The sequence below is a fragment of the Psychromarinibacter sp. S121 genome (assembly GCF_049801035.1).
In the GTDB taxonomy this organism is placed as follows: domain Bacteria; phylum Pseudomonadota; class Alphaproteobacteria; order Rhodobacterales; family Rhodobacteraceae; genus Psychromarinibacter.
Window position 1 is genome coordinate 243,071 of record NZ_JBNAGE010000004.1, and the last position, 20,626, is coordinate 263,696.

The following is a 20,626-nucleotide window of genomic DNA, read 5'->3' on the forward strand; positions in this document are numbered from 1 at the left end:
ATGTAGGGATGGTCTGCCCTCCCCGCTTTCAAAGCATGCCGACGCATATTGCCGGATAGAAGACCTCGGGAACTCGCCGAAAATTTTCCAAGCTCGGGCCGATACCATGGCCCCCTTGGCGGGTGACGCCAGTTATACCCACTTATCAGAATCCGTCAATAAAAATCTTCATTCATCGGAAAATTTTCTAAATCTAGATCTGACCACCCCGCCAACCGTCGCAGGCGCTGAGACAAAATTCAGAAGCCGCACGCCGGCCCGAAATGAAAACCAATCGCACTCAGGCTTGTCCTAGCCGCCAAACGTCGATGGTCTTGTTGTATGATATTGCGGCCATTTCCTTTGATATTCACGGCGCTCGTATCAGGATCGCGGCTAGGTTTTAGGCTGCCTTTAGGTTCGGGAGCTGATGTCGGAAGTGTTTGGTATGACCGACGACACAAGGGCCGTCTATGCCATGGTCAACAAGGTGAAGTACGCCGTGTCGAGTATGCGTCAGGATCACCGGGAGACGCTGCCGAAGGTGTTTGCCGAGCAGTTCAGCCGCGAGCTTGCGAAGGATGAATGGGCGAAGCTGCACAAAGGGCTGGCCCAGACCGATCTCGCGGTGCTGCTGGACACGATGTCGCCGGATGATATTCGGGCGATGCTGGCGGATGACAGCGTGCGGGCACAGGCGATCCGGGATGCGGAAGCAGAGCTGAGGGCAGCCGCTCCCCGGTCCTATGCCGAGTACGAGCGTCGTGCCTAGGAGCTTGCGCAGTTCATGGTGGATGGTCAGATCGACCCGAACAACATGAGCTTCAAGCGGAACGCCTATGCCATCGGCTACCTCCATGCCAATACGCGGGACGGGGAAGTCGATTCTGCCCGTGTGGCGATGATCGACAAGCTGACCACGCTCTATGCCCTCGACCGGGTGGATGATGGAACCAGGGCGACGCTGGCGGATCTGAGCCAGGAGGAAGTGGCCGGGGTGGATTTCCTGGTCCACTACCTGCGGGATCTCCGGAACAAGGAGCTGACACGCACGGACAGCGACCGTGGACGCATCAACGGGTACAAGGGGTTGTCCCCGCCGAGAAGGCGGAAGGGGCCTCTCTGGTCGTCCGGAGCGACTCTGAGCAGGTCCGGCTGGAGACCCTGGGCTATACGCGGGTCGGCAACTACGAGGGCAACGACATCGAAGGCGGGCGGATGGGCTATTACTACAGCTCGGTCGGTGGCAACTCGATGTTCAATCAGGGGGCCATGGAGACGGTCCAGACGTCGATGAACGGGGTCGATCCGAAGACCGGGCGCACGCTGAATGGCCGGGTCGCCGGGGTGATCACCGACAGCGACGAGGTCATCGCAATCCGGGATGCGATCTCCTCGGGGAACTACCGTCAGAACCGTCAGTCGGGCGAGGTGCTGATGCCGATCTACGATGAGGACTTCCAGGTCGTGGCCTATGAGCGGTCGATTGATCCAGCGAAGGCGATGATGCTCCGGCGCAATGAGCACCTGGGCGAGATGCTGGGGGCATGGGCAGGCCGTCAGACCGAAGAGCGTCTGGCGCAGAGCTACAACAACATGCTGATCGACCGGCTGAAGGAGGCCTGGGACAAGGGCGAGCGGGAGGGACGCGAAGGCGAATTCGTCGATCTCTCGGATGAGACCCTGAAAGACGAGGTGTTCAAGGACGCATGGGCGATCATCCCGCGCGAGACCAAGGACTACATTCGCCAAATATTCGGGGATGATGGGTTCATGGTCCGCAGGGACATGGTGCCGAACGCGGTGGGCTATCGGAGTGCGTCGGTGTCTGATGCCTGGGACGGGGCCAGCCGGATGAAGCAGGAGGTGCGTCAGGCGATTGCAGACACGGCCACTTTCCTCCTGGGTCGGAATGCCTATCGCTATCTGGTGACCGCTGAGAAGGCGTGGCAGACGGGTGTGTCGGTGGCGAAGCAGACCATCGTGATCCGGTCGTTCATCGTGCCTGCGTCGAACATCGCATCGAACGTGGTGCAGCTCGCGATGAACAAGTAGGGTTAGCCTTTAGGCCGTCTTTAGTCGGAAGGCGCCGATATCCCAAAGTTAGGTTTAAGGTTCCGCCCTTCCCGAAGTGCTACAGATTACGTGAGCCTCGGGCCATCACCAACTGCCCAATCTCAACGCCCAGACGAAAGCCTGCCCCCGAACGTGGCGAGAAGATTCACAATAGAGGGCGCTCGACCCCTTCACCGAAGCTTCACCGCCAGAGTTCCCAGAATGCTGTCATATTCGGCAGATAACTGCTGTCCGCGATCCACGTTGACAGTCTCCTGCGGACGGCCAGTATGTTAGGGGTGTCAGCCTCCGATCCAGTCGCGTTCACTGACTGCAATCGGAGCCCAACCGGGAGCTAGACTACCTTTGCCGCGCAAGAGAAAGATGGCTCGCCTTCACTGGAGGGAGCGCAACGATGGGAACTCGGTCTGGGAAATTCGCGATGGGTCGGTAAGGCTCTCCACGGGCACAGCGGACCGTCAGCAGGCGGAGACTGCGCTCGCAGAGTATCTCGAGCAGAAGTATCGCCCCACCGGTCCAACGAACTCGCAGGACCTGCCGATATCCACATGTCTCTCCCTCTATGGCGAGGAGCACGCGATTCACGTCTCCGATCCGGTGAGAATCGGACACGCGATAATCGCACTCGATAAATTCTGGGCGGACCGGCCAGTCTCGACAATCACCGGCAATACATGTCGGGAATATGCCAGAAATAGAGTGACAAAGCACGGAACCCGCGCCAGCGATGGGACGGTCCGGCGAGAGCTGAACGTGCTTCAGGCGGCGGTCAACCATTGCCATCGCGAGGGCTATCTCACAACGCCAGTGAAGGTCACCCTGCCACCCAAGCCGGAACCTAAGGAGCGATGGCTCACACGGCAGGAAGCGTCCTGGCTCCTGCGTGCAGCTCGCAGAAGCTCCGCGAGGGGCAACCACTTGGCCGATTTCATCCTGCACGGACTCTACACGGGATCTAGGAAAGCCACGATTCTGGGGATGCATTTCGATACGCCGTCTATCGTCGGAGGACATGTCGATACCGAGCAGGGCATCTTGTACCGCAAACCGCAGGGCAAACGAGAGACACTTAAACGCCAGCGACCAGCGCGCCTTCCTGCTCGGTATCTCGCATACCTCCGCATCCAAGCGAGGAACGGCCGCAAATACGTCGTCGAGGACTACAAAGGGCGCCGGGTAGGGAGCATCAAGAACTCTTGGTCCAGCGCGATCGTCCTAGCCCGAGAGCTTGCAGCGGCAAAGGGGATAGACATCGATCTCACCGGCGTCACGCCCCATACACTCAAACATACGGCAATCACATGGGCGCTCCAAAAAGGCGCGACCACATGGGACGCCGCAGGCTATTTTTCGACCTCGATCGATACCATCGAGCGTGTCTATGGCCATCACAGCCCGGATTTTCAGAAAACGGCCGTCGACGCGATGAACCGGAGATCCTGACGCCACAGGGGCTACCAATCGCACCAACGGGCTGCCGGTCGGATCGCGAGCTTGATGTCTGCGAACCTCGTCTCAATCGGAGCATAGAGAAGCCGCTGACGGGCCCGTACATGCACCGCCACCATCCACATTGTAGTTGTTTCTGGCGCAAACAGGACCGAAACGGGACCGCCACCCCACTTGGGGGGCGACGCGATTCAGCTAAGATACTGAAAAATTGGTCGGAGTGGCAGGATTCGAACCTACGACCCCTGCCTCCCGAAGACAGTGCTCTACCAGGCTGAGCTACACTCCGACCGTGGCGGGTGCAGTATCCCCTCGCCGCGGCATTTGCAATACCCCTTCTGCCACCTTTATTGCGCCCGCGCCGGTGTGCGGCGCGAGATACGTGCAAGGGCGGAAACGCGGGGGGTGGTGCCTGTCTCGGCGCGCGACTTCGTGCGCAGCACCGGGGTGACACGGGACATGCCGCCAAGGCTCTCGCGCAGCACGATGTAGACCCCGCTTGAGATAATGATTCCCGCGCCGATCCACGTCACCTTGTCGGGCACTTCATCGAAGAAAAGGCTGCCGTAGATCGCGGCCCAGATCATCTGGGAATAGTGCATCGGCGCGACGATGGCCGCGTCGCCGTTCTTGTAGGCCTGGATCATCAGCAGGCCGGCAATGAACGCCAGCGACGCCATAAGACCCACCAGCCCCAGATCGATCAGCGGCATCGGCGTGTAGACCAGGGGAAGCGCAAGCGCCATCACCACGAAGTTCGCCATCATCGGGTACAGCAGCAGCACCGCGCTGCGTTCATCCTGCCCGATCTTGCGGACGATGATCGACACCAGCGACCCGGTGAACGCCCCCACGACGGCGGCAAGGTGGCCCAGCGTGAACTCTGACGCGCCGGGGCGCAGGACCACGACGACACCGATCAGGCCCACGACGACAGCGGCCCAGCGGTGGCGGCCCACCGTTTCGCCAAGGATCGGAATCGACAGCACCGTGATCAGCAAGGGCTGCGCAAAGATGATCGCATAGACCTCGGCCATCGGCAGGGTCGCGAAGGCGTAGAACACGCACAGGCCGGTGATCACCGCGCATCCGGTGCGCAGTGCCGTCCACCACGGGTGTTTCGGGATCAGCGTGTCCGCCGTGCGGTCGCGCATAAGCATAAGCATGACCAGCGGAAAGCTTAGAAGCACGCTGTAAAAGATGATCTGAAAGGTCGACAGGGTCGCGCCCAGCGTCTTCACGACCACGTCGTGAGTCGAGAACAGACCGAAACCGGCGAGCGCGAAGAGCGCGCCCTTGATGTTGGATTTTGATGCTGACATTCGGCAAACCTAAGGTGGTTGCCGTCGACAATGTGTTAACCGGCGACAGCGTCAAGGCATGCCGCCGGTTTTGCACGATATTTCAGCCCGATTGACGGGCTTTCGATCACCGCGTCAAAGCGAGGCGTCGAGTTTCGCAACGATTGCGTCGCCCATTTCGGCGGTGGACACCGGCTGAACGCCGTCTTCGCCCAGCAGATCGGCGGTGCGCAGGCCGTCGGCCAGCACGGCGTTCACCGCTTCTTCCAGCCGGGTCGCCTCGTCGCCCTTGTCGAACGAGTACCGCAGCGCCATCGCGAACGACAGGATGCAGGCGATCGGGTTCGCCTTGCCGGTGCCCGCGATATCGGGCGCCGAGCCGTGGACCGGTTCGTACAGCGCTTTCGGGCGGCCATTCGCCATCGGCGCGCCAAGCGAGGCCGAGGGCAGCATGCCCAGCGAGCCGGTCAGCATCGCGGCAAGGTCCGACAGCAGGTCGCCGAACAGGTTGTCGGTGACGATCACGTCGAACTGCTTGGGCCAGCGGGTAAGCTGCATGGCGCCCGCGTCGGCGTACATGTGCGACAGCTCGACGTCCGGGTATTCGGCGTCGTGGATCTCCTGCACCACGTCGCGCCACAGCACGCCCGATTCCATCACGTTGGCCTTCTCCATCGAGCAGACCTTGTTGCCGCGCTTGCGGGCCAGTTCGAAAGCCGAACGGGCGACGCGGGCGATTTCGGATTCGGTGTAGCGCTGGGTGTTGATGCCGACGCGCTCGTTGCCTTCCTTGAACACGCCACGGGGCTCGCCGAAGTAGACGCCCGAGGTCAGCTCGCGGATGATCATGATGTCGAGGCCGGCGACCACATCCTTTTTCAGCGACGAGAAGTCGGCCAGCGCGTCGAAGCACTGCGCCGGGCGCAGGTTCGCGTACAAGTCCATCTCCTTGCGCAGGCGCAGCAGGCCGCGCTCGGGCTTCACGCTGAAATCGAGGGTGTCGTACTTGGGGCCGCCCACGGCGCCCAGCAGGACGGCGTCGACTTCCTGAGCCTTGGCCATGGTCTCGTCGGTCAGAGGCGTGCCGTGCGCGTCATAGGCGCAGCCGCCGACGAGGTCCTCGCTGACGTCGAAAGCCATGTCGCGCTTGGCGCCGAACCAGTCGATCACCTTGCGGACCTCGGCCATCACCTCGGGGCCGATGCCGTCGCCGGGCAGGATCAGAAGCGAGGGGTTGGACATGGACAAGTTCCCTTCCTTTGTGTCGTTCTCACGGGTCGGGCATCGCCTATCCCGGCCTTGCCGGGGGGTCAAGAAACCTTGGGGTTCCGCCGCGTTGCGGCAAGCCATATCGGCAGCGCATGACGGGATGGCGCGAACGTGTCTACTGCGGCCGGACCGGCGCGCCATATCGAGGGTGGGAGGCTTTGACGAAAGGAGGATGCGATGAACGGGAAGGTTCTGGTTCTAGGTGCATCCGGACGGTTCGGCAGACATGCCGAACAGGCCTTCAAGACCGCCGGATGGCAGGTCCGATGTTTTGACCGTGGCGGCGACCTTGTGCGCGCGGCGCGTGGTGCGGATGTCATCGTGAACGGGTGGAACCCGCCCTATGCGCGCTGGCAAGCCGAGCTTCCCGATCAGACCGAACAGATCATCGCAGCGGCCAAGCAGGCGCGCGCGACGGTTCTGGCGCCGGCGAACGTCTATGTCTACGGGCCGGGGTCGCCCCGCGTTCTGCGGGAAACGACCCCCCATACCGCGACCAATCCGCTCGCGCGCGCCCGGAAGGCCGCTGAGATGGCGCTGCGCAGCTCGGGCGTGCGTGTGATCCTGTTGCGGGCGGGAGACTTCCTTGACGACCGGGCTAGCGGCAACTGGTTCGACCGGGTGATGATCAAGGGGCTTTCGCGCGGGCGGCTGACCTATCCCGGTCCGCTTGACGCCGCGCACGCCTGGGCCTGGCTGCCCGACCTTGCCCGCGCCGCCGTACAACTGGCTGGGATGCGCCGGCGGCTGCGGCCGTTCGAAGAGGTTCTGTTTCCGGGCTACACGCTGACCGGAAAGGAACTGGCGGAAGAAGTCTCTGTCGCGCTCGACCGTCGTATCAGGGCGGGCCGGATGTCGTGGCTTCCATTGCGGGCCATGGCGCCGGTGTGGCCCTTTGCCCGCCACCTTGTCGAGATGCGGTATCTTTGGTCCATGCCGCACCAATTGGACGCGGAACGCTTCAACGAACTGCTTCCGGGCTTCCGACATACCGCGCCCGCGACAGCGCTAGCCTCAGCGCTACGGGTCGATATCGACCCACACAAGCCGGTGGCGCGGCAGGCCCTCGCCCTCGATCAGCGGGCGTAGCGGATCGTCGGCCGCGGGCCAGAACACGCCCGCGTCCAGCACGGTCAAAGCCCGATCCGGCAGAACGTAACTGACGCGAAGGTTGCCCGGTCCGGGGTCGTCCGACCAGTCGGCGGTGTCGAAAGCCGGATCGCCCCTGTGGTCGCCATTCGTGCCGCCCTGTCGGTCTGCGGCCTCTGTGCCTCCGGCACTACGGGGTCCTGGGTCGCGGAGACGCGCGTGCCCGATCAGGTTCGCGATCGCCGCGCCGCGCCCGTCACCATCTGACGGATCGAGGTTCGCATTGCCCAACACGATCACGGGATCGTCCGGCGCCGATCCCAGCCCGCCGTCCAGATAGACCGACCACAAGGCGACCTCGTCATGGTTCCGAAGGCCGTTCGCGTCTTCCGGCCCGTCAAACACCGGTGGCGTCGCCGCGAAGCAAAGCATGTGCAGCCGCCCGCCATCCGGCAGGATCACCGGGACATCCCAGTGGCCGGTGGACGACAACCGCTGGGCCGCCAAAGCCTCTGCCGATGGAAATGGTTGTCCGTCAACCTCGGGCAGCTTTGCGCCGGGCAGGTCCGCCCACAGCAACCCCGAGAAGTCGCGCACCCCGTCGGCATCCACCGGCAATCGAGACAACAGCACCATCGCGCCCTGCCCCGCGAACCAGCCGTAGCCCTGCGCGTCACGCGGCCCGCCGGTGCGGCCATCACCGTCCATGTCCAGCCCCGTGGCGAGCCCCGCGTTCGACGGCAGCGCAAAGAGGTGCGGATACGCCGCCCCGGCTTCCGCCAGCCGCGCCTCCAGCGCGCGGGCGGCGGCAAGGTCGAGATCCCAGTCGAAACCAGTGAGCAGCAGAATGTCTGGCGACACCTCGGCAATCACGGCGACGACCGCCGCGATGTCGGGGTCCTCCGCGGCAAGGATATCGCGCAGCAACAGCCCCGGCCCCCGGCGCTGCATCTCGACATGCCAAGTCGCCACGCGCAGGGGCTCTGCGGCGGCGGGGAGCAACGACAGGAATAGAAGGACTAGGCCGGCTGCATTTCGTCGCGCCCGGCGATGGCGCGCTTGCGCTCGATCAGGGCCGCGATCCGGCCCATTGCAAGGCCGCGCATCAGAAGGCTGGAGGGAAGGAAGGCCCATGCCGCAACGATCCATACCATCGACTGCGGATTCTCCAGCGTGACCTGACCGAACAGGTTCTCCGACGCTTTCAGTGCAGCCGGGATGAAGAATGGCATGGTAAATCCTACCACGATGTTAAAGCGCGCGTCGCGCTCCAGTCGTTGCACCACGTCGCCGCCCGAGGTCGGGTCGAAGGTGGGCAGGTTCACCCAGACATTGAAAGGGCCGCGATGCAGCGGCCAGTTTTTCACACGGACGAAGAAGTAGAAGATCGCGAGCGTCAGCATCGAGAAGAAGTAGCTGATCCCCGCCGCGGTCCGCACCCGGTCGACATGGGCAAGCGTCGTGTCCTCTGGCAGCAGCAGCACGATCTGACGCACCGGGCTGTAGGGGAAGTCTATCGCGGCGCCGATGCCGGTGCCGAAGTTGGTGATCATTTCGGTCAGTGCCGATGGCGCGGTTTCGCCGCGGATGACCACGGAAATCATGAACACAATCAGAAACAATGCGAGGAAACGCAGCCGATTGAACGGCGGAGCGTTTCGGAACTCGACAATGCCGGGGTAGACAGAGGCGTATTCGAAGATTGTCAGGGCCGCGGCGAAGATCGAGACGAGCGCCACGATCTGTGTCACGTCCGACGTCACTCCTGGCAACAGGAGGGACGGGGTTGCAATCAGCAACACCACAAGGACCGCGCGCACGATGGCGCCTGCAAGTCGCGAAATCACCGCTCTTTTCCCTCAAACTGGCCGGACGCGGTACGATGCCGCCCCCTTGTCCCAACTTGATCCCGCCTTTGATGGCGGGTTGCCTCAACTTTGCCCAATTTTTGCCTACTTTCAGTTTGGCCAGCAAGTCTCTGGAAAAGATAACAAAAAGATTCGGGCGTTTTCGTGGAACAAGTGGTGCGCTTCTGCATCAATTTAAAAGCAGAAGGCTGCCGCTTCGCGCGGTTCACACCACATGTAGTGGCGGGCAATTGTGGCAGCCCCAAGGACAAGTCTGAGACGTTTCTGCGACGAATGCCCGAAGTTTTGGCGTATTCGAGCGACCGGTCTCGTATTGCAGACGCGAGGGGCGTGCGATGACCTCTGTTGATCGGCTCGGGTGTCATACAAACCTCCCTGACGGGAATCAATCATAAGATGTATTGATCACATTTAACGCATCTTATCGGCGATTTTTAGCCCGAATTTGCTTAACGCGGCTCACGAAGCCGTTCGTGCCGCAACGTCTGGACTGCAAATCGGGAAGGTTCGTACAAGCGGCGCGGCATCCCGCGCTGTGTCCATCCGGGCGGTATGCCCGGGAAACCGGCCGCGCCCGAAGACGCGACCGGGAATATTCAGTCCGTCAGGCTCAGACCCACGGACGCTGTGCGTTCTGCGTCGCCTCGAAGCTGTCGATCGCCGCGGCCTTCTCCAGCGTCAGACCGATGTCGTCGAGACCGTTCAGCAGGCAGTGCTTCTTGAACGCGTCGACCTCGAACGGGATCACCTGACCGTCAGAGGTGGTGATCTCCTGCGCCTCGAGATCGATCGTCATCCGGGCGTTGGCGCCCTTCTCGGCGTCCTTCATCAGGATGTCGACCTGCTCTTGCGGAAGCGGGATCGGCAGGATGCCGTTTTTGAAGCAGTTGTTAAAGAAGATGTCGGCGAAGCTGGGCGCAATAACGCAGCGGATGCCGAAATCCTTGATCGCCCACGGCGCATGCTCGCGCGAGGACCCGCAGCCGAAGTTGTCGCCGCTGACGAGGATCTCGGCCTCGCGGTACTGCGGCTTGTTCAGCACGAAATCGGGGATCTCGTTGCCTTGGCGGTCAAAGCGCATCTCGTCGAAGAGGTTGGCGCCCAGACCCTCGCGCTTGATGGTCTTCAGGAACTGCTTGGGGATGATCATGTCGGTGTCGACATTGATCAGGTCGAGCGGCGCGGCGATGCCGGTCAGGGTGGTGAACTTGTCCATGTTCGTCTCCTTGAAACGGGCGATGGGGTGAAACCCCATCCTACGGGTGAAGGCAGGGCGGGGTTTCCCCCGCCGCGCCGTTTCAGCTCAGTTCGCGGATGTCGGTCAGGTGACCGGTGATCGCCGCTGCCGCCGCCATCGCGGGCGACATCAGGTGGGTGCGACCCTTATAGCCCTGACGGCCCTCGAAGTTGCGGTTCGAGGTCGAGGCGCAGCGCTCGCCCGGGGCCAGCTGGTCCGGGTTCATCGCAAGGCACATGGAACAGCCTGCCAGACGCCACTCGAAACCGGCGTCCTGGAAGATCTGGGCCAGACCCTCTTCCTCGGCCTGGGCACGGACAAGGCCCGAGCCCGGCACGACCATCGCGCGCAGACCGTCCTTGATCTTCTTGCCCTTCAGGATCTCTGCGGCAGCGCGCAGGTCCTCGATCCGGCCGTTGGTGCAGGACCCGATGAACACCGTGTCGATCTGGACGTCCGACAGCTTCTGGCCCGGGGTCAGCCCCATGTACTCCAGCGAGCGGCGGGCCGCTTCGACCTTGCCGCCCTTGAAGTCGTCCGGAGACGGCACCAGCGCGTCGATCGGCAGGACGTCTTCGGGCGAGGTGCCCCAGGTCACCACCGGGGCGATATCCTCGCCCTTGATGGTCACGACCTTGTCCCAATGCGCGTCATCGTCGGAATACAGCGTCTTCCACCATTCCATCGCGGCTTCCCACTGGCCGGCTTTCGGCGCGTGAGGACGGCCCCTGACGTATTCGAAGGTCTTCTCGTCCGGTGCGATCAGACCGGCGCGGGCGCCACCCTCGATCGCCATGTTGCAGACGGTCATCCGGCCTTCCATCGACAGGTCGCGGATCGCTTCGCCGCAATACTCGATCACATAGCCGGTGCCGCCGGCGGTGCCGGTATGGCCGATGACGGACAGGGTGATGTCCTTGGCGGTCACACCGGGGCGGAGCTTGCCGGTGATCTCGACCTTCATGTTCTTCGACTTCTTCTGGATCAGCGTCTGGGTGGCCAGAACGTGTTCCACCTCGGACGTGCCGATGCCATGCGCCAATGCACCGAAGGCGCCGTGGGTCGCGGTGTGGCTGTCACCGCAGACCACGGTCATGCCCGGCAGGGTCCAGCCGTTCTCGGGGCCCACGATATGCACGATGCCCTGACGGACGTCGGACACGGGATAGTAGTTGATCCCGAAATCCTTGGCGTTCTTGTCGAGCGCGGCAACCTGAACCGCCGAATCCTCGGTCATGTTCTTGGGGTCTTCGCGGCCGGCCGTGGTGGGCACGTTGTGGTCCGGCACGGCGATGGTCTTGTCCGGCGCGCGCACGGTGCGGCCCGTCATGCGCAGACCTTCGAAGGCCTGCGGGCTGGTCACCTCGTGAACCAGGTGGCGGTCGATATACAGCAGGCAGGTGCCGTCCTCGGCCTCGTCCACCAGGTGGGCGTCCCAGATCTTGTCATAGAGTGTCTTCGGAGTGGTCATTGGTTCCTCTCTCCGTGGATGTGTCTTCGTCTAGGTGCAGGTACGGGTCGGGGGCCGCCTCATAGGCGGGCGAGCACCGTCCGCGTGGCGCCGTGGAACCGTTCGCGCAGACGCACGCGGTCGCCGAGATCGAAAACCAAAGTCATGCGGCGGATTTATAGCGAGTCCAATTCGCAATCAAGTAGCGCGGCATTTGACCTTCAGGCGCGCCCGCCGCCGTCGCCCGCGATCAGGATGAACGGCTCGATCAGATCCCACCGGTTGCCCCACGGATCGCGGAACACGGCGACGCGGCCGTACTCCTCGTCGCGCGGCCGTTCCTCGAACGTGCCGCCCGCCGCTTCGATCCGCTCTGCGTCGCCGGCGAAATCGGTCGTCGTCAGAAAGAACCCGACGCGCCCGCCCGCCTGCCGCCCGATCGCGGCGCGCTGATCCTCGACTGCGCGCGCCAGCAGGATATCCGAGCCGCCGCCCTGTGGCCGCATGACCACCCAGCGCTTGCCGGGACCGCGCGGTTCATCCTGAACCAGACCGAAGCCCAGCGCATCGAAGAAGGCGATGCCCTCGTCGTAATCCGGCACAAGAACAGCGATGAGTGAAAGGCGCATGCGGAAAGTCTAACGCGCTTAAGCGCGCGGGCAAAGGGCGTGCGGTTCGACACGCTTCTGCCCGCCATGTCGCGCGCAACCCACGGAAAAACTTGCCGAAGCGCCGTAACCGCGCCAGTTTTCCATCAGGAGGACGCGATGGAACAGGAATTTCAAAGCTTCGTCACGATGCTTACCGAGCTGTGGACGATGCTGGTCGCACAATCGCGCAACCTGCTTTTGCCGTCCCGGCTGACACAAATCGCCATCCTGCTTGTCTGCGCCGTGGTCGCTTGGGGGCTGGGCCGCGCTACCTCGCCTCGGATGCGGGCATGGATGCGCGAGCTTGAAGGCTGGCCAAAGTGGCGCCTGCGGTTCCTGCTTCTGATCGAAAAGCGGTTGTGGCTGATCTACTTCATCCTGCTGTCGTGGCTCTCTGTCGCGGTGATGCGGATGATCACGACGTTCCCGTCCCGCCGCTATATCCTCGCCCTGATCGCCAGCATCGCGACGGCGTGGCTTATCGTGTCGCTGACCACCCGGCTTGTGCGCAACCCGCTTCTGCGGCGTTTCGTTTCTTGGGGGCTGTGGATCTGGGTGACGCTTTACTTCCTAGGATTGACCGACGAGGCGTCCGAGATCCTCGACGGGCTTGCCATCCAGTTCGGCGACTTCCGGCTTTCGGCTCTGGCAATCCTGAAAGCGCTGGTGGTCACGGCGCTGTTGTTCACGCTGGCGCGGATGCTGGCAGGCACGACCTCGGCCCGGATCCGGCGCAACGACGACATCTCGCCCTCGATGCAGGTCCTGCTGGTCAAGGTCGTCCAGATCGTCCTGTTCTCGGCCGCATTCTTTATCGGACTGAAGGCGGTGGGCTTCGACCTGACCGGGCTTGCGGTCCTGTCGGGCGCGGTCGGCGTCGGGCTTGGTTTTGGCCTGCAAAAGGTGGTGTCCAACCTCGTGTCCGGCGTGATCATCCTGCTGGACAAGTCGGTGAAGCCCGGCGACGTGATCTCGTTGGGCGAGACCTTCGGATGGATCACCGCGCTTGGGGCACGCTATGTTTCGATCACCACGCGGGACGGCAAGGAATACCTGATCCCGAACGAGGACCTGATCACCGGGCAGGTGGTGAACTGGTCGCACCAGAACGATTTCGTCCGGCTGGATATCTTCTTCGGCACCGCCTATGCCGACGACCCCCACGTGGTCCGCAAGGTCGCGATCGAAGCCGCGATGGGGGTCAACCGGGTGCTCAAAGACCGCCCGCCCGTCTGCCACATCGTCGGCTTCGGAGACAGCAGCGTCGATTACATCCTGCGTTTCTGGATCACCGACCCGACCGGCGGACTGACGAATATCAGGGGCAACGTCTATCTGGCGCTTTGGGACGCCTTCAAGGAACACGGCATCTCGATCCCCTTCCCGCAGCGCGAGGTGAAAGTTCTGGAAGGCAGCACGCTGGTTACGGCTCCGGCGCGCGCTTCGTCGGAAAGCGGTTTCGCAGGCGATTGAAGCGGCGCGCCCGTTCGCGCGGGTACCGCTCGTCGATCTCGGCGTTTATGGCAGCGCCCAGCAGGACCGAGAACGCCGAGATGAAAAACCACATCAGCAGCGCGATCACCGCGCCGATAGAGCCATAGACCTCGTTATAGCTGCCGAAGTTGCGCAGGTAGATCGTGAAGGCGGCAGAGGCCAGCGCCCATGCGGTCAGCGCAAGGATCGCCCCAAGCGACAGCCAGCGCGGGCGTCGGCCCCGGTGGTTCGGTGCATAGCGATACAAAAGTCCGATTGTGCCCAGCGCCACGCCGCCCGTCAGGGTCCATTGGGCCACCGTCAGGGTCGCTTCGGTAAACCGGCCCTGCGGGAAGATCGCCAGCACCACCGGCAGCACGACAATCGATGCCAGCGCCAGAAGCGCCACCAAGACCAGAAGCCCGGTCATCACCAGCGCCCATGCAAAGCCCCAGAAACCGGCGCGAGGGATGGTGCCGTAGGCCGTATTCAGCCCGCGCGTCAAAGCCGCCACCCCGGCCCGCGTCGACCACAACGCGACTGCGGTCGAGATCAGAGTGGCCCAGCCCAGCGTGCTGTTGTTCGCGATGATCAGCCGGTCCAGTTGTCCCGACAGCAGGGAATAGGCGTCGGGCGGCACGAAAGCCTTCAGCATCAGAAGCTGTTCTTCGACGACGTCGGGGTTCGCCAGAAAGCCCCAAAGCGCGATAACGGCGGCGACTGCCGGGAAGATCGCAAACATGGAATAGAAGGCGACACCCGCCGCGATCAGGTCGAGATTGCGCTCCGCGATCCCGTTCGCGACGCCTGCACCGACCTTCCACACCGGCTTGATGTACCGCATTACTGGCATGCGCCCCGACTACCATCCGCCGTCTTGGCGGGCTTGTTTGTTAACGCTGCGATACCTATTTGCCGCAATACCGTGCGATTTCCACCACGGTTTTCCGACCAAGGGCCGGAAAAGTTGAGATGGCGCCCGACCGGTGCTACCTTGGAACCATGCCCGGCGTCGGGGTTTTGACGGCGCGCAGCGAAGGAGGACGATGTCCTGTCTTACACGGCAACGACGGACGATGCACGGTCCGTTAGCGGTGCTCCGATGACCGACATTCCGGAGCAGATTTCAAGCGACATGCTGCTTGAAGGTATCCTTTCCTCACTCGAAGACGACAAGGCCGAGGACGTGGTCTCGATCGACTTGCACGGCAAGTCCGAGATGGCGGACTTCATGGTGATCGCCTCCGGGCGGTCGTCGCGTCAGGTCGCGTCGATCTCGGAAAAGCTGACCGAGCGTCTCAAGGAGAAGTTCGGTGTGGCCTGCAAGATCGAGGGCAAGGACGCCGGCGATTGGGTGCTGATCGACGCGGGCGATATCATCGTCCACGTGTTCCGCCCCGAGGTCCGCGAGTTCTACCAGCTCGAGAAGATGTGGATGAGCCCCGGCGAAGCGGTCGTCGCCAAGCTCTGATGCGTCTTTCCATTTGCGCCGTGGGCCGGCTTCGTACCGGCCCCGAGCGCGCGCTGGTCGATGACTATCTCACCCGGTTCGACCGGACCGGGCGCGCACTGGGTCTTGGCCCGGCAAGCGTGACCGAGGTGGAAGACCGGAAGGGCGGCGGCATGGCCGCCGAAGCCGAGCTTTTGCGCCGCGCGCTGCCGAAGGGCGGCAAGATCGCGGTGCTCGACGAGCGCGGCCGCGTGCTGACGTCCCCGAAATTCGCCGATCACCTCGCCCGCTGGCGCGACGAGGGTGTGCAGGATGCCGCCTTCGTCATCGGCGGCGCCGACGGGATTGACCCATCGCTTCGCGCAGAGGCCGACTTTGCCCTGAGCTTCGGAGCGATGGTCTGGCCGCACATGCTGGTTCGCGTGATGCTGACCGAACAGCTGTATCGCGCCGCCGCGATCCTCGCGAACAGCCCGTACCACCGCGCCTAGCGCCGGGAGGAGTGGGCTGGCCTAGGCTCCGACCGCGCCCGGCGTCTCGGTCTGGTCTGCCCGGTCTTCCGGCTGAGGCGCCAGCTTTGCGGTCAGGACGTGGTCGCGCCATGCGCCGGCGACCTTGAGATAGCGCTTGGCATAGCCTTCCCGCTCGAACTCCAGCCGCGCCAGAAGCGCGGCCGACCGCATGTTTTCGGGCAGGTAGTTCGCCATCACACGGTTGAGGCTCATCGCGCCGAACGCGTGATCCAGCACCGCCCGCAGCGCCTCGGACATCACGCCCTGCCCTTCCTGTTCCGCATCAATCGCATAGCCAAGGTGGCAGGCTTGAAATACGCCGCGCACGATATTCGACAGGTTCGCCGTGCCGACCACCTCTGGCCGGTCCCGGAACCGCAGCACCAACGGCAGGTAGCGGCCCGCGCGGATGTCGGGCGCGTAGGCCGTCAGGCGGTTGTGCCACGCCGTCTCGGAATAATAGCCCTCGGGCCGCGCAGGCTCCCATCTGGTCAGATGGTCCACATTCCGGGCGGAATAGCGGGCCAGCGCAGCCGCATCGGCCGGCGCCGCCCGCGTCAGGATCAGGCGTTTGGTTTCGATCGCGTGCATGGATTGTCCTCGAGTGGTGCCGCCTACCTAGACCGGCCCGGCCCGAAGTGCAGCCCGATCGCGCAATTTGTGACCGCGTTAGCGGATCACCGCGCGGTGACGCGCCGGCATCCGGGAAAAAGCGGTTCAAATTCCCCCCGTTCCGGGCGTAGAACCCCACAGGACAGGCAGGAGAACCGTCATGACCCATCCGAAACCCGTGGTTCTGTGCATTCTCGACGGCTGGGGCTATCGCGAGGATCGCGAGGCAAATGCCCCCGCGCTCGCCAATACGCCCACCTTCGACCGGTTGTGGTCCACCTGCCCGCACGCCTTCCTTGTGACCTACGGCCCCGACGTCGGTCTGCCGACGGGCCAGATGGGCAACTCGGAAGTCGGGCACACCAACATCGGCGCGGGACGCGTGGTTGCGATGGATCTTGGCCAGATCGATCTTGCCATCGAAGACGGCAGCTTCTTCGACAACGAAGCCATCGGCGCTTTCGCCGAGACGCTGAAGAAGTCCGGCGGGACTGCGCATCTCATGGGCCTGACCTCGCCCGGTGGCGTCCACGCCCATCAGGATCACATCGTCGCGGCGGCGAAGCTTTTGACCGACAAGGGCGTGCCGGTGATGGTCCACGTGATCACCGACGGGCGCGACGTGCCGCCCAAGTCCGCCCGCGAGCAGATCGCCAAGTTCACCGCCGATCTGCCGGACGGTGTGACCGTCGCCTCGGTCACCGGACGCTATTTCGCGATGGACCGCGACAACCGTTGGGACCGGGTCGGCAAGGCCTACAACGCGATGGTCAACGCCAAGGGCGAGACCGCCGGCAGCGCCGACGCCGCCATCGCCGCCGCCTACGAGCGGGGAGAGACCGACGAGTTCATCGCACCGACCGTCGTCGACGGGTTCGACGGCATCAAGGACGGCGACGGCATCTTCTTCATCAACTTCCGCGCCGACCGCGCCCGCGAGATCCTGCGCGCCATCGGCGAGCCGGGGTTCGACGCCTTCGAAACCGGCGACCGTCCGGACTATGCCGCCCTGCTGGGGATGGTCGAGTACTCGGACGGCCACAACGACTACATGACGACGGCCTACCCGAAGCGGAAGATCGTCAACACGCTGGGCGAATGGGTGTCGAAACAAGGCCTGACCCAGTTCCGCCTTGCCGAGACCGAGAAATATCCGCACGTCACGTTCTTCCTGAACGGCGGTGTCGAGACGCCCTACGACGGCGAGGACCGGTTCATGCCGAAATCGCCCAACGTCGCCACCTACGATATGCAGCCCGAGATGAGCGCGCCCGAGGTGTCGGACAAGTTCGTCGAAGCCATCGAGAAGGGCTATGACCTGATCGTCGTGAACTTCGCCAACCCCGACATGGTCGGCCACACCGGCGACCTCGACGCGGCGATCAAGGCCTGCGAGGCGGTGGATCATGGGCTTGGCCGCGCCATCGACGCGCTGGAAAAGGCCGGCGGCGCCATCGTCGTGACCGCCGACCACGGCAACTGCGAAACGATGGTCGATCCCGAAACCGGCGGGCCGCACACGGCGCATACGACGAACCTTGTGCCCGTCATCGTCTACGGCGGCCCCAACGGCGCCAGCTTGCGCGACGGACGGTTGTGCGATCTTGCGCCGACGGTGCTGGACCTGATGGGACAGCCGTTGCCCGACGAAATGACCGGCGTGAGCCTTCTCAAGAAATGAGGCTTCTGCGCCTTCTGCCGCTGCTTATCCTCTGGCCTGCGCTGGGTGCGGCGCAGCCGCTTGAGGATCTGGAGCTGGTCGCCCGCCGCGCCGCGGGCCAGCTTGAGGCGGCGCAGAACGCATTGGCCGCCGCCGAGCGCGCCGACGACCGCGTGCGCGCTTTGACCATGACGATCCGCGCCTACGAGAACGGGCTGATCGCTTTGCGCGAAGGTCTGCGCCGCGCCGCCATCCGCGAGAACGCGATGCGGCAGCAGTTCGAGGCGCAGCGCGAGAAGGTGATGCGCCTTGTCGGTGTCCTGCAGTCCATCGAGACCTCGCCGACACCGCTGCTGCTGTTGCACCCCTCCGGCCCCGTCGGAACCGCGCGCTCGGGGATGATGGTCAGTTCCGTCACGCCCGCGCTGCAACGCGAGGCGGAGGTGTTGCGCAAGCACCTTGAGGAAATCGCGCTGCTGCGGGCGTTGCAGGAAAGCGCCGCCGAAACGGTGCAGGAGGGGCTTGCCGGGGTGCAGGAGGCGCGGACCGCGCTTAGTCAGGCGATCCAGAACCGCGTCGACCTGCCCCAGCGCTTCCTGACCGATCCCGAGGCGCTGGCCCGGTTGATTGACAGCGCCGAGACCTTGCAGGGCTTTGCCTCTGGATTGACCGAGTTGGGCGACGAGGGTCCCGACCTTCCCGAGTTCGATCCCTCACGCGGCGGCCTGCCGCTGCCGGTTGCCGGATCGGTCCTGCGGCGCGCGAACGAGGCTGACGCGGCGGGCATCGTCCGGCCCGGCATCGTGGTCGCGACCGAGCCGCGCGCACTGGTCACGACCCCCTGGCCGGCAACGATCCGCTACCTCGGGCCCTTGCTGGACTACAAAAATGTGATGATCCTTGAGCCCGGAGGCGGCTATCTGCTTGTTCTGGCCGGGCTGGAAGAGGTGTATGGGGAACTGGGAGAGGTGCTGCCAGCCGGCGCTCCCGTGGGCCTCATGGGTGGAAATGCACCAGACGAAGCTGCGTTTGCCGCGGGCGCGCCGGAACTCGGTGGCGTAAACCGCACGGAAACGCTTTATATAGAGGCAAGGCAGGGCGACGACCCGATCAACCCGGGCCAGTGGTTCGCCATTGATTGAGAACACGAGGACCGTATGAAGAAATTCGTGATGGCAGCCGTGGCGGGGACCCTTGCGGGGGTTATCGCCACCACGCAGATCGCAGGACCCCTGCTGGCCCAGGAAGGCGAGCGCGACAATTCCGTCTATGAACAGCTCGACCTGTTCGGAGACATCTTCGAACGTATCCGCGCCCAGTATGTCGAGGAAGTCGACGAGGGCGAACTGATCGAAGCCGCGATCAACGGCATGCTGACGTCGCTTGACCCCCACTCCAGCTACCTGTCGCCCGACGACGCCGCCGACATGCGCGTGCAGACCCGGGGCGAGTTCGGCGGGCTGGGTATCGAGGTCACGCAGGAAGAGGGCTTCGTGAAAGTCGTGTCGCCGATCGACGACACACCCGCGGACGATGCCGGCATCGAGGCGGGTGATTTCATCACCCACGTCGATGGCGAGTCGGTCCTCGGCCTGACGCTGGACGAAGCGGTCGAGATGATGCGCGGCCCGGTCGGGTCCGAGATCATCATCACCGTCGTGCGCGAAGGCACCGAAGAACCCTTCGACGTCTCGATCATCCGTGACACCATCAAGCTGACCGCCGTCCGCACCCGCGTCGAGGGCAAGACGGTCGTCATGCGCGTCTCGACCTTCAACGACCAGACATACCCCAACCTCGAATCCGGCCTGATGGAAGCGGTCGAGGAACTGGGCGGCTTCGAGAACGTTGATGGCTTCGTCCTTGACCTTCGCAACAACCCGGGCGGCCTGCTGACGCAGGCGATCAAGGTCTCCGACGCGTTCCTGAACGCGGGCGAGATCGTGTCGACCCGTGGCCGCGATCCGCAGGACGGCGAGCGCTATAACGCCACGCCGGGCGATCTGGCCGAGGGCCTGCCGATGGTGGTGCTGATCAACGGCGGCTCTGCCTCTGCGTCCGAGATCGTCGCAGGCGCCCTGCAGGACCACCGCCGCGCCATCGTGGTCGGCACAAAGTCGTTCGGCAAGGGATCGGTCCAGACGGTCATGCCGCTGCGGGGCGACGGCGCGATGCGTCTGACCACCGCGCGCTACTACACGCCGTCCGGTCGCTCGATCCAGGCGCTTGGCGTGTCGCCCGACATCGTCGTGGCCCAGCCGCCAAGCCGTCCGGAAGAGGAGACCAGCGAAGAGGACACCGCACGTCCGCTGCGGTCCGAAGCCGACCTCCGCGGCGCGCTCGACAACGACTCGCTGACCGAGGACGAGCGCCGGCAGATCGAAGAGGAACAGGCCCGCGCCGAAGCGTCGGCCGAGCTACGCGAGGAAGACTTCCAGCTTAGCTACGCCATCGACCTGCTGCACGGCCTCGCCGCGATCGACGCCGCGCAATAAGCTCCGCCGTCTGTCGACAGCACCCCGAAAACCGACCCCGCCGGAGCGATCCGGCG

Annotated in this window: 19 protein-coding genes and 1 tRNA gene; 10 read left to right on the top strand and 10 right to left on the bottom strand. The window is 63.9% G+C overall.

Translation table 11 applies throughout. The annotated features are described in order from the left end of the window. Positions 1–427 precede the first annotated feature (427 nt). The 3 genes from ACP156_RS19720 (at position 428) to ACP156_RS19730 (ending at position 3,498) form a co-directional block, all read left to right on the top strand. Complete coding sequence (locus tag ACP156_RS19720) at positions 428–751, top strand: hypothetical protein (protein ID WP_425053089.1); 324 nt, start codon at positions 428–430, stop codon at positions 749–751. A gap of 446 nt (positions 752–1,197) precedes the next feature. Beyond that, positions 1,198–2,034, top strand: a complete 837-nt coding sequence (locus ACP156_RS19725) for a hypothetical protein (RefSeq protein WP_425053090.1) — start codon at positions 1,198–1,200, stop codon at positions 2,032–2,034. Between the two features lie 939 nt (positions 2,035–2,973). Further along, entirely contained in the window at positions 2,974–3,498 is a 525-nt protein-coding gene (locus ACP156_RS19730) for a hypothetical protein (RefSeq protein ID WP_425053091.1), read from the top strand. Positions 3,499–3,716: 218 nt separating this feature from the next. Here the strand turns inward: ACP156_RS19730 and ACP156_RS19735 are convergent. The 3 genes from ACP156_RS19735 to leuB form a co-directional block, all read right to left on the bottom strand. Beyond that, a tRNA-Pro gene (locus tag ACP156_RS19735) sits at positions 3,717–3,793 on the bottom strand. Positions 3,794–3,851: 58 nt separating this feature from the next. After that, positions 3,852–4,826: a DMT family transporter gene (locus ACP156_RS19740; RefSeq protein ID WP_425053092.1), complete on the bottom strand. Its 975-nt coding sequence runs from the start codon at positions 4,824–4,826 to the stop codon at positions 3,852–3,854. A gap of 114 nt (positions 4,827–4,940) precedes the next feature. Next, positions 4,941–6,047 carry a 3-isopropylmalate dehydrogenase gene (gene leuB, locus ACP156_RS19745; protein WP_425053276.1) on the bottom strand — a complete coding sequence of 369 codons (1,107 nt, stop codon included), beginning with the start codon at positions 6,045–6,047 and terminating at the stop codon, positions 4,941–4,943. A gap of 204 nt (positions 6,048–6,251) precedes the next feature. Between leuB and ACP156_RS19750 the strand changes: the two genes are divergently transcribed. Next, positions 6,252–7,163 (top strand): epimerase, encoded by a 912-nt coding sequence (locus ACP156_RS19750; protein WP_425053093.1) that lies wholly within the window; start codon positions 6,252–6,254, stop codon positions 7,161–7,163. Here the strand turns inward: ACP156_RS19750 and ACP156_RS19755 are convergent. The 5 genes from ACP156_RS19755 to ACP156_RS19775 form a co-directional block, all read right to left on the bottom strand. Further along, on the bottom strand, positions 7,095–8,135 hold the full coding sequence (locus tag ACP156_RS19755; protein ID WP_425053094.1) for an endonuclease/exonuclease/phosphatase family protein: 1,041 nt from the start codon (positions 8,133–8,135) through the stop codon (positions 7,095–7,097). The two genes, ACP156_RS19750 and ACP156_RS19755, sit on opposite strands and share 69 nt — an antisense overlap. Before the next feature lie 47 nt (positions 8,136–8,182). Next, on the bottom strand, positions 8,183–8,914 hold the full coding sequence (locus ACP156_RS19760; protein ID WP_425053095.1) for a hypothetical protein: 732 nt from the start codon (positions 8,912–8,914) through the stop codon (positions 8,183–8,185). A 727-nt stretch (positions 8,915–9,641) separates the two neighbouring features. Then, positions 9,642–10,247, bottom strand: coding sequence for a 3-isopropylmalate dehydratase small subunit (gene leuD / locus ACP156_RS19765; RefSeq protein ID WP_425053096.1), 606 nt, complete (start codon positions 10,245–10,247; stop codon positions 9,642–9,644). Between the two features lie 82 nt (positions 10,248–10,329). Continuing rightward, positions 10,330–11,739 carry a 3-isopropylmalate dehydratase large subunit gene (gene leuC, locus ACP156_RS19770; RefSeq protein WP_425053097.1) on the bottom strand — a complete coding sequence of 470 codons (1,410 nt, stop codon included), beginning with the start codon at positions 11,737–11,739 and terminating at the stop codon, positions 10,330–10,332. Positions 11,740–11,939: 200 nt separating this feature from the next. Then, the gene (locus tag ACP156_RS19775) at positions 11,940–12,347 is read right to left on the bottom strand and encodes a VOC family protein (protein WP_425053098.1); all 408 of its coding nucleotides are present in this window, start codon (positions 12,345–12,347) and stop codon (positions 11,940–11,942) included. 138 nt (positions 12,348–12,485) lie between these two features. Between ACP156_RS19775 and ACP156_RS19780 the strand changes: the two genes are divergently transcribed. After that, positions 12,486–13,841 carry a mechanosensitive ion channel family protein gene (locus ACP156_RS19780; protein WP_425053099.1) on the top strand — a complete coding sequence of 452 codons (1,356 nt, stop codon included), beginning with the start codon at positions 12,486–12,488 and terminating at the stop codon, positions 13,839–13,841. Here the strand turns inward: ACP156_RS19780 and ACP156_RS19785 are convergent. Beyond that, positions 13,792–14,685 carry a YihY/virulence factor BrkB family protein gene (locus ACP156_RS19785; RefSeq protein ID WP_425053100.1) on the bottom strand — a complete coding sequence of 298 codons (894 nt, stop codon included), beginning with the start codon at positions 14,683–14,685 and terminating at the stop codon, positions 13,792–13,794. The two genes, ACP156_RS19780 and ACP156_RS19785, sit on opposite strands and share 50 nt — an antisense overlap. Positions 14,686–14,943: 258 nt before the next feature. Between ACP156_RS19785 and rsfS the strand changes: the two genes are divergently transcribed. Next, a complete protein-coding gene (rsfS, locus tag ACP156_RS19790; RefSeq protein WP_425053101.1) occupies positions 14,944–15,312 on the top strand; it encodes a ribosome silencing factor in 369 nt (122 codons plus the stop codon). Further along, positions 15,312–15,782 carry a 23S rRNA (pseudouridine(1915)-N(3))-methyltransferase RlmH gene (gene rlmH / locus ACP156_RS19795; protein ID WP_425053102.1) on the top strand — a complete coding sequence of 157 codons (471 nt, stop codon included), beginning with the start codon at positions 15,312–15,314 and terminating at the stop codon, positions 15,780–15,782. Before rsfS ends, rlmH begins: the two co-directional genes overlap by 1 nt. Positions 15,783–15,803: 21 nt before the next feature. Here the strand turns inward: rlmH and ACP156_RS19800 are convergent, their stop codons facing one another. After that, positions 15,804–16,394, bottom strand: coding sequence for a GNAT family N-acetyltransferase (locus ACP156_RS19800; RefSeq protein WP_425053103.1), 591 nt, complete (start codon positions 16,392–16,394; stop codon positions 15,804–15,806). A gap of 181 nt (positions 16,395–16,575) precedes the next feature. Between ACP156_RS19800 and gpmI the strand changes: the two genes are divergently transcribed. Genes gpmI through ACP156_RS19815 form a run of 3 tightly spaced genes read left to right on the top strand, consistent with a single transcriptional unit; the run spans position 16,576 to position 20,570 of the window. Next, entirely contained in the window at positions 16,576–18,096 is a 1,521-nt protein-coding gene (gene gpmI, locus ACP156_RS19805; RefSeq protein WP_425053104.1) for a 2,3-bisphosphoglycerate-independent phosphoglycerate mutase, read from the top strand. Then, entirely contained in the window at positions 18,093–19,217 is a 1,125-nt protein-coding gene (locus ACP156_RS19810; RefSeq protein WP_425053105.1) for a murein hydrolase activator EnvC family protein, read from the top strand. Before gpmI ends, ACP156_RS19810 begins: the two co-directional genes overlap by 4 nt. Positions 19,218–19,232: 15 nt before the next feature. Further along, positions 19,233–20,570 carry a S41 family peptidase gene (locus tag ACP156_RS19815; protein ID WP_425053106.1) on the top strand — a complete coding sequence of 446 codons (1,338 nt, stop codon included), beginning with the start codon at positions 19,233–19,235 and terminating at the stop codon, positions 20,568–20,570. Positions 20,571–20,626: the final 56 nt, after the last annotated feature.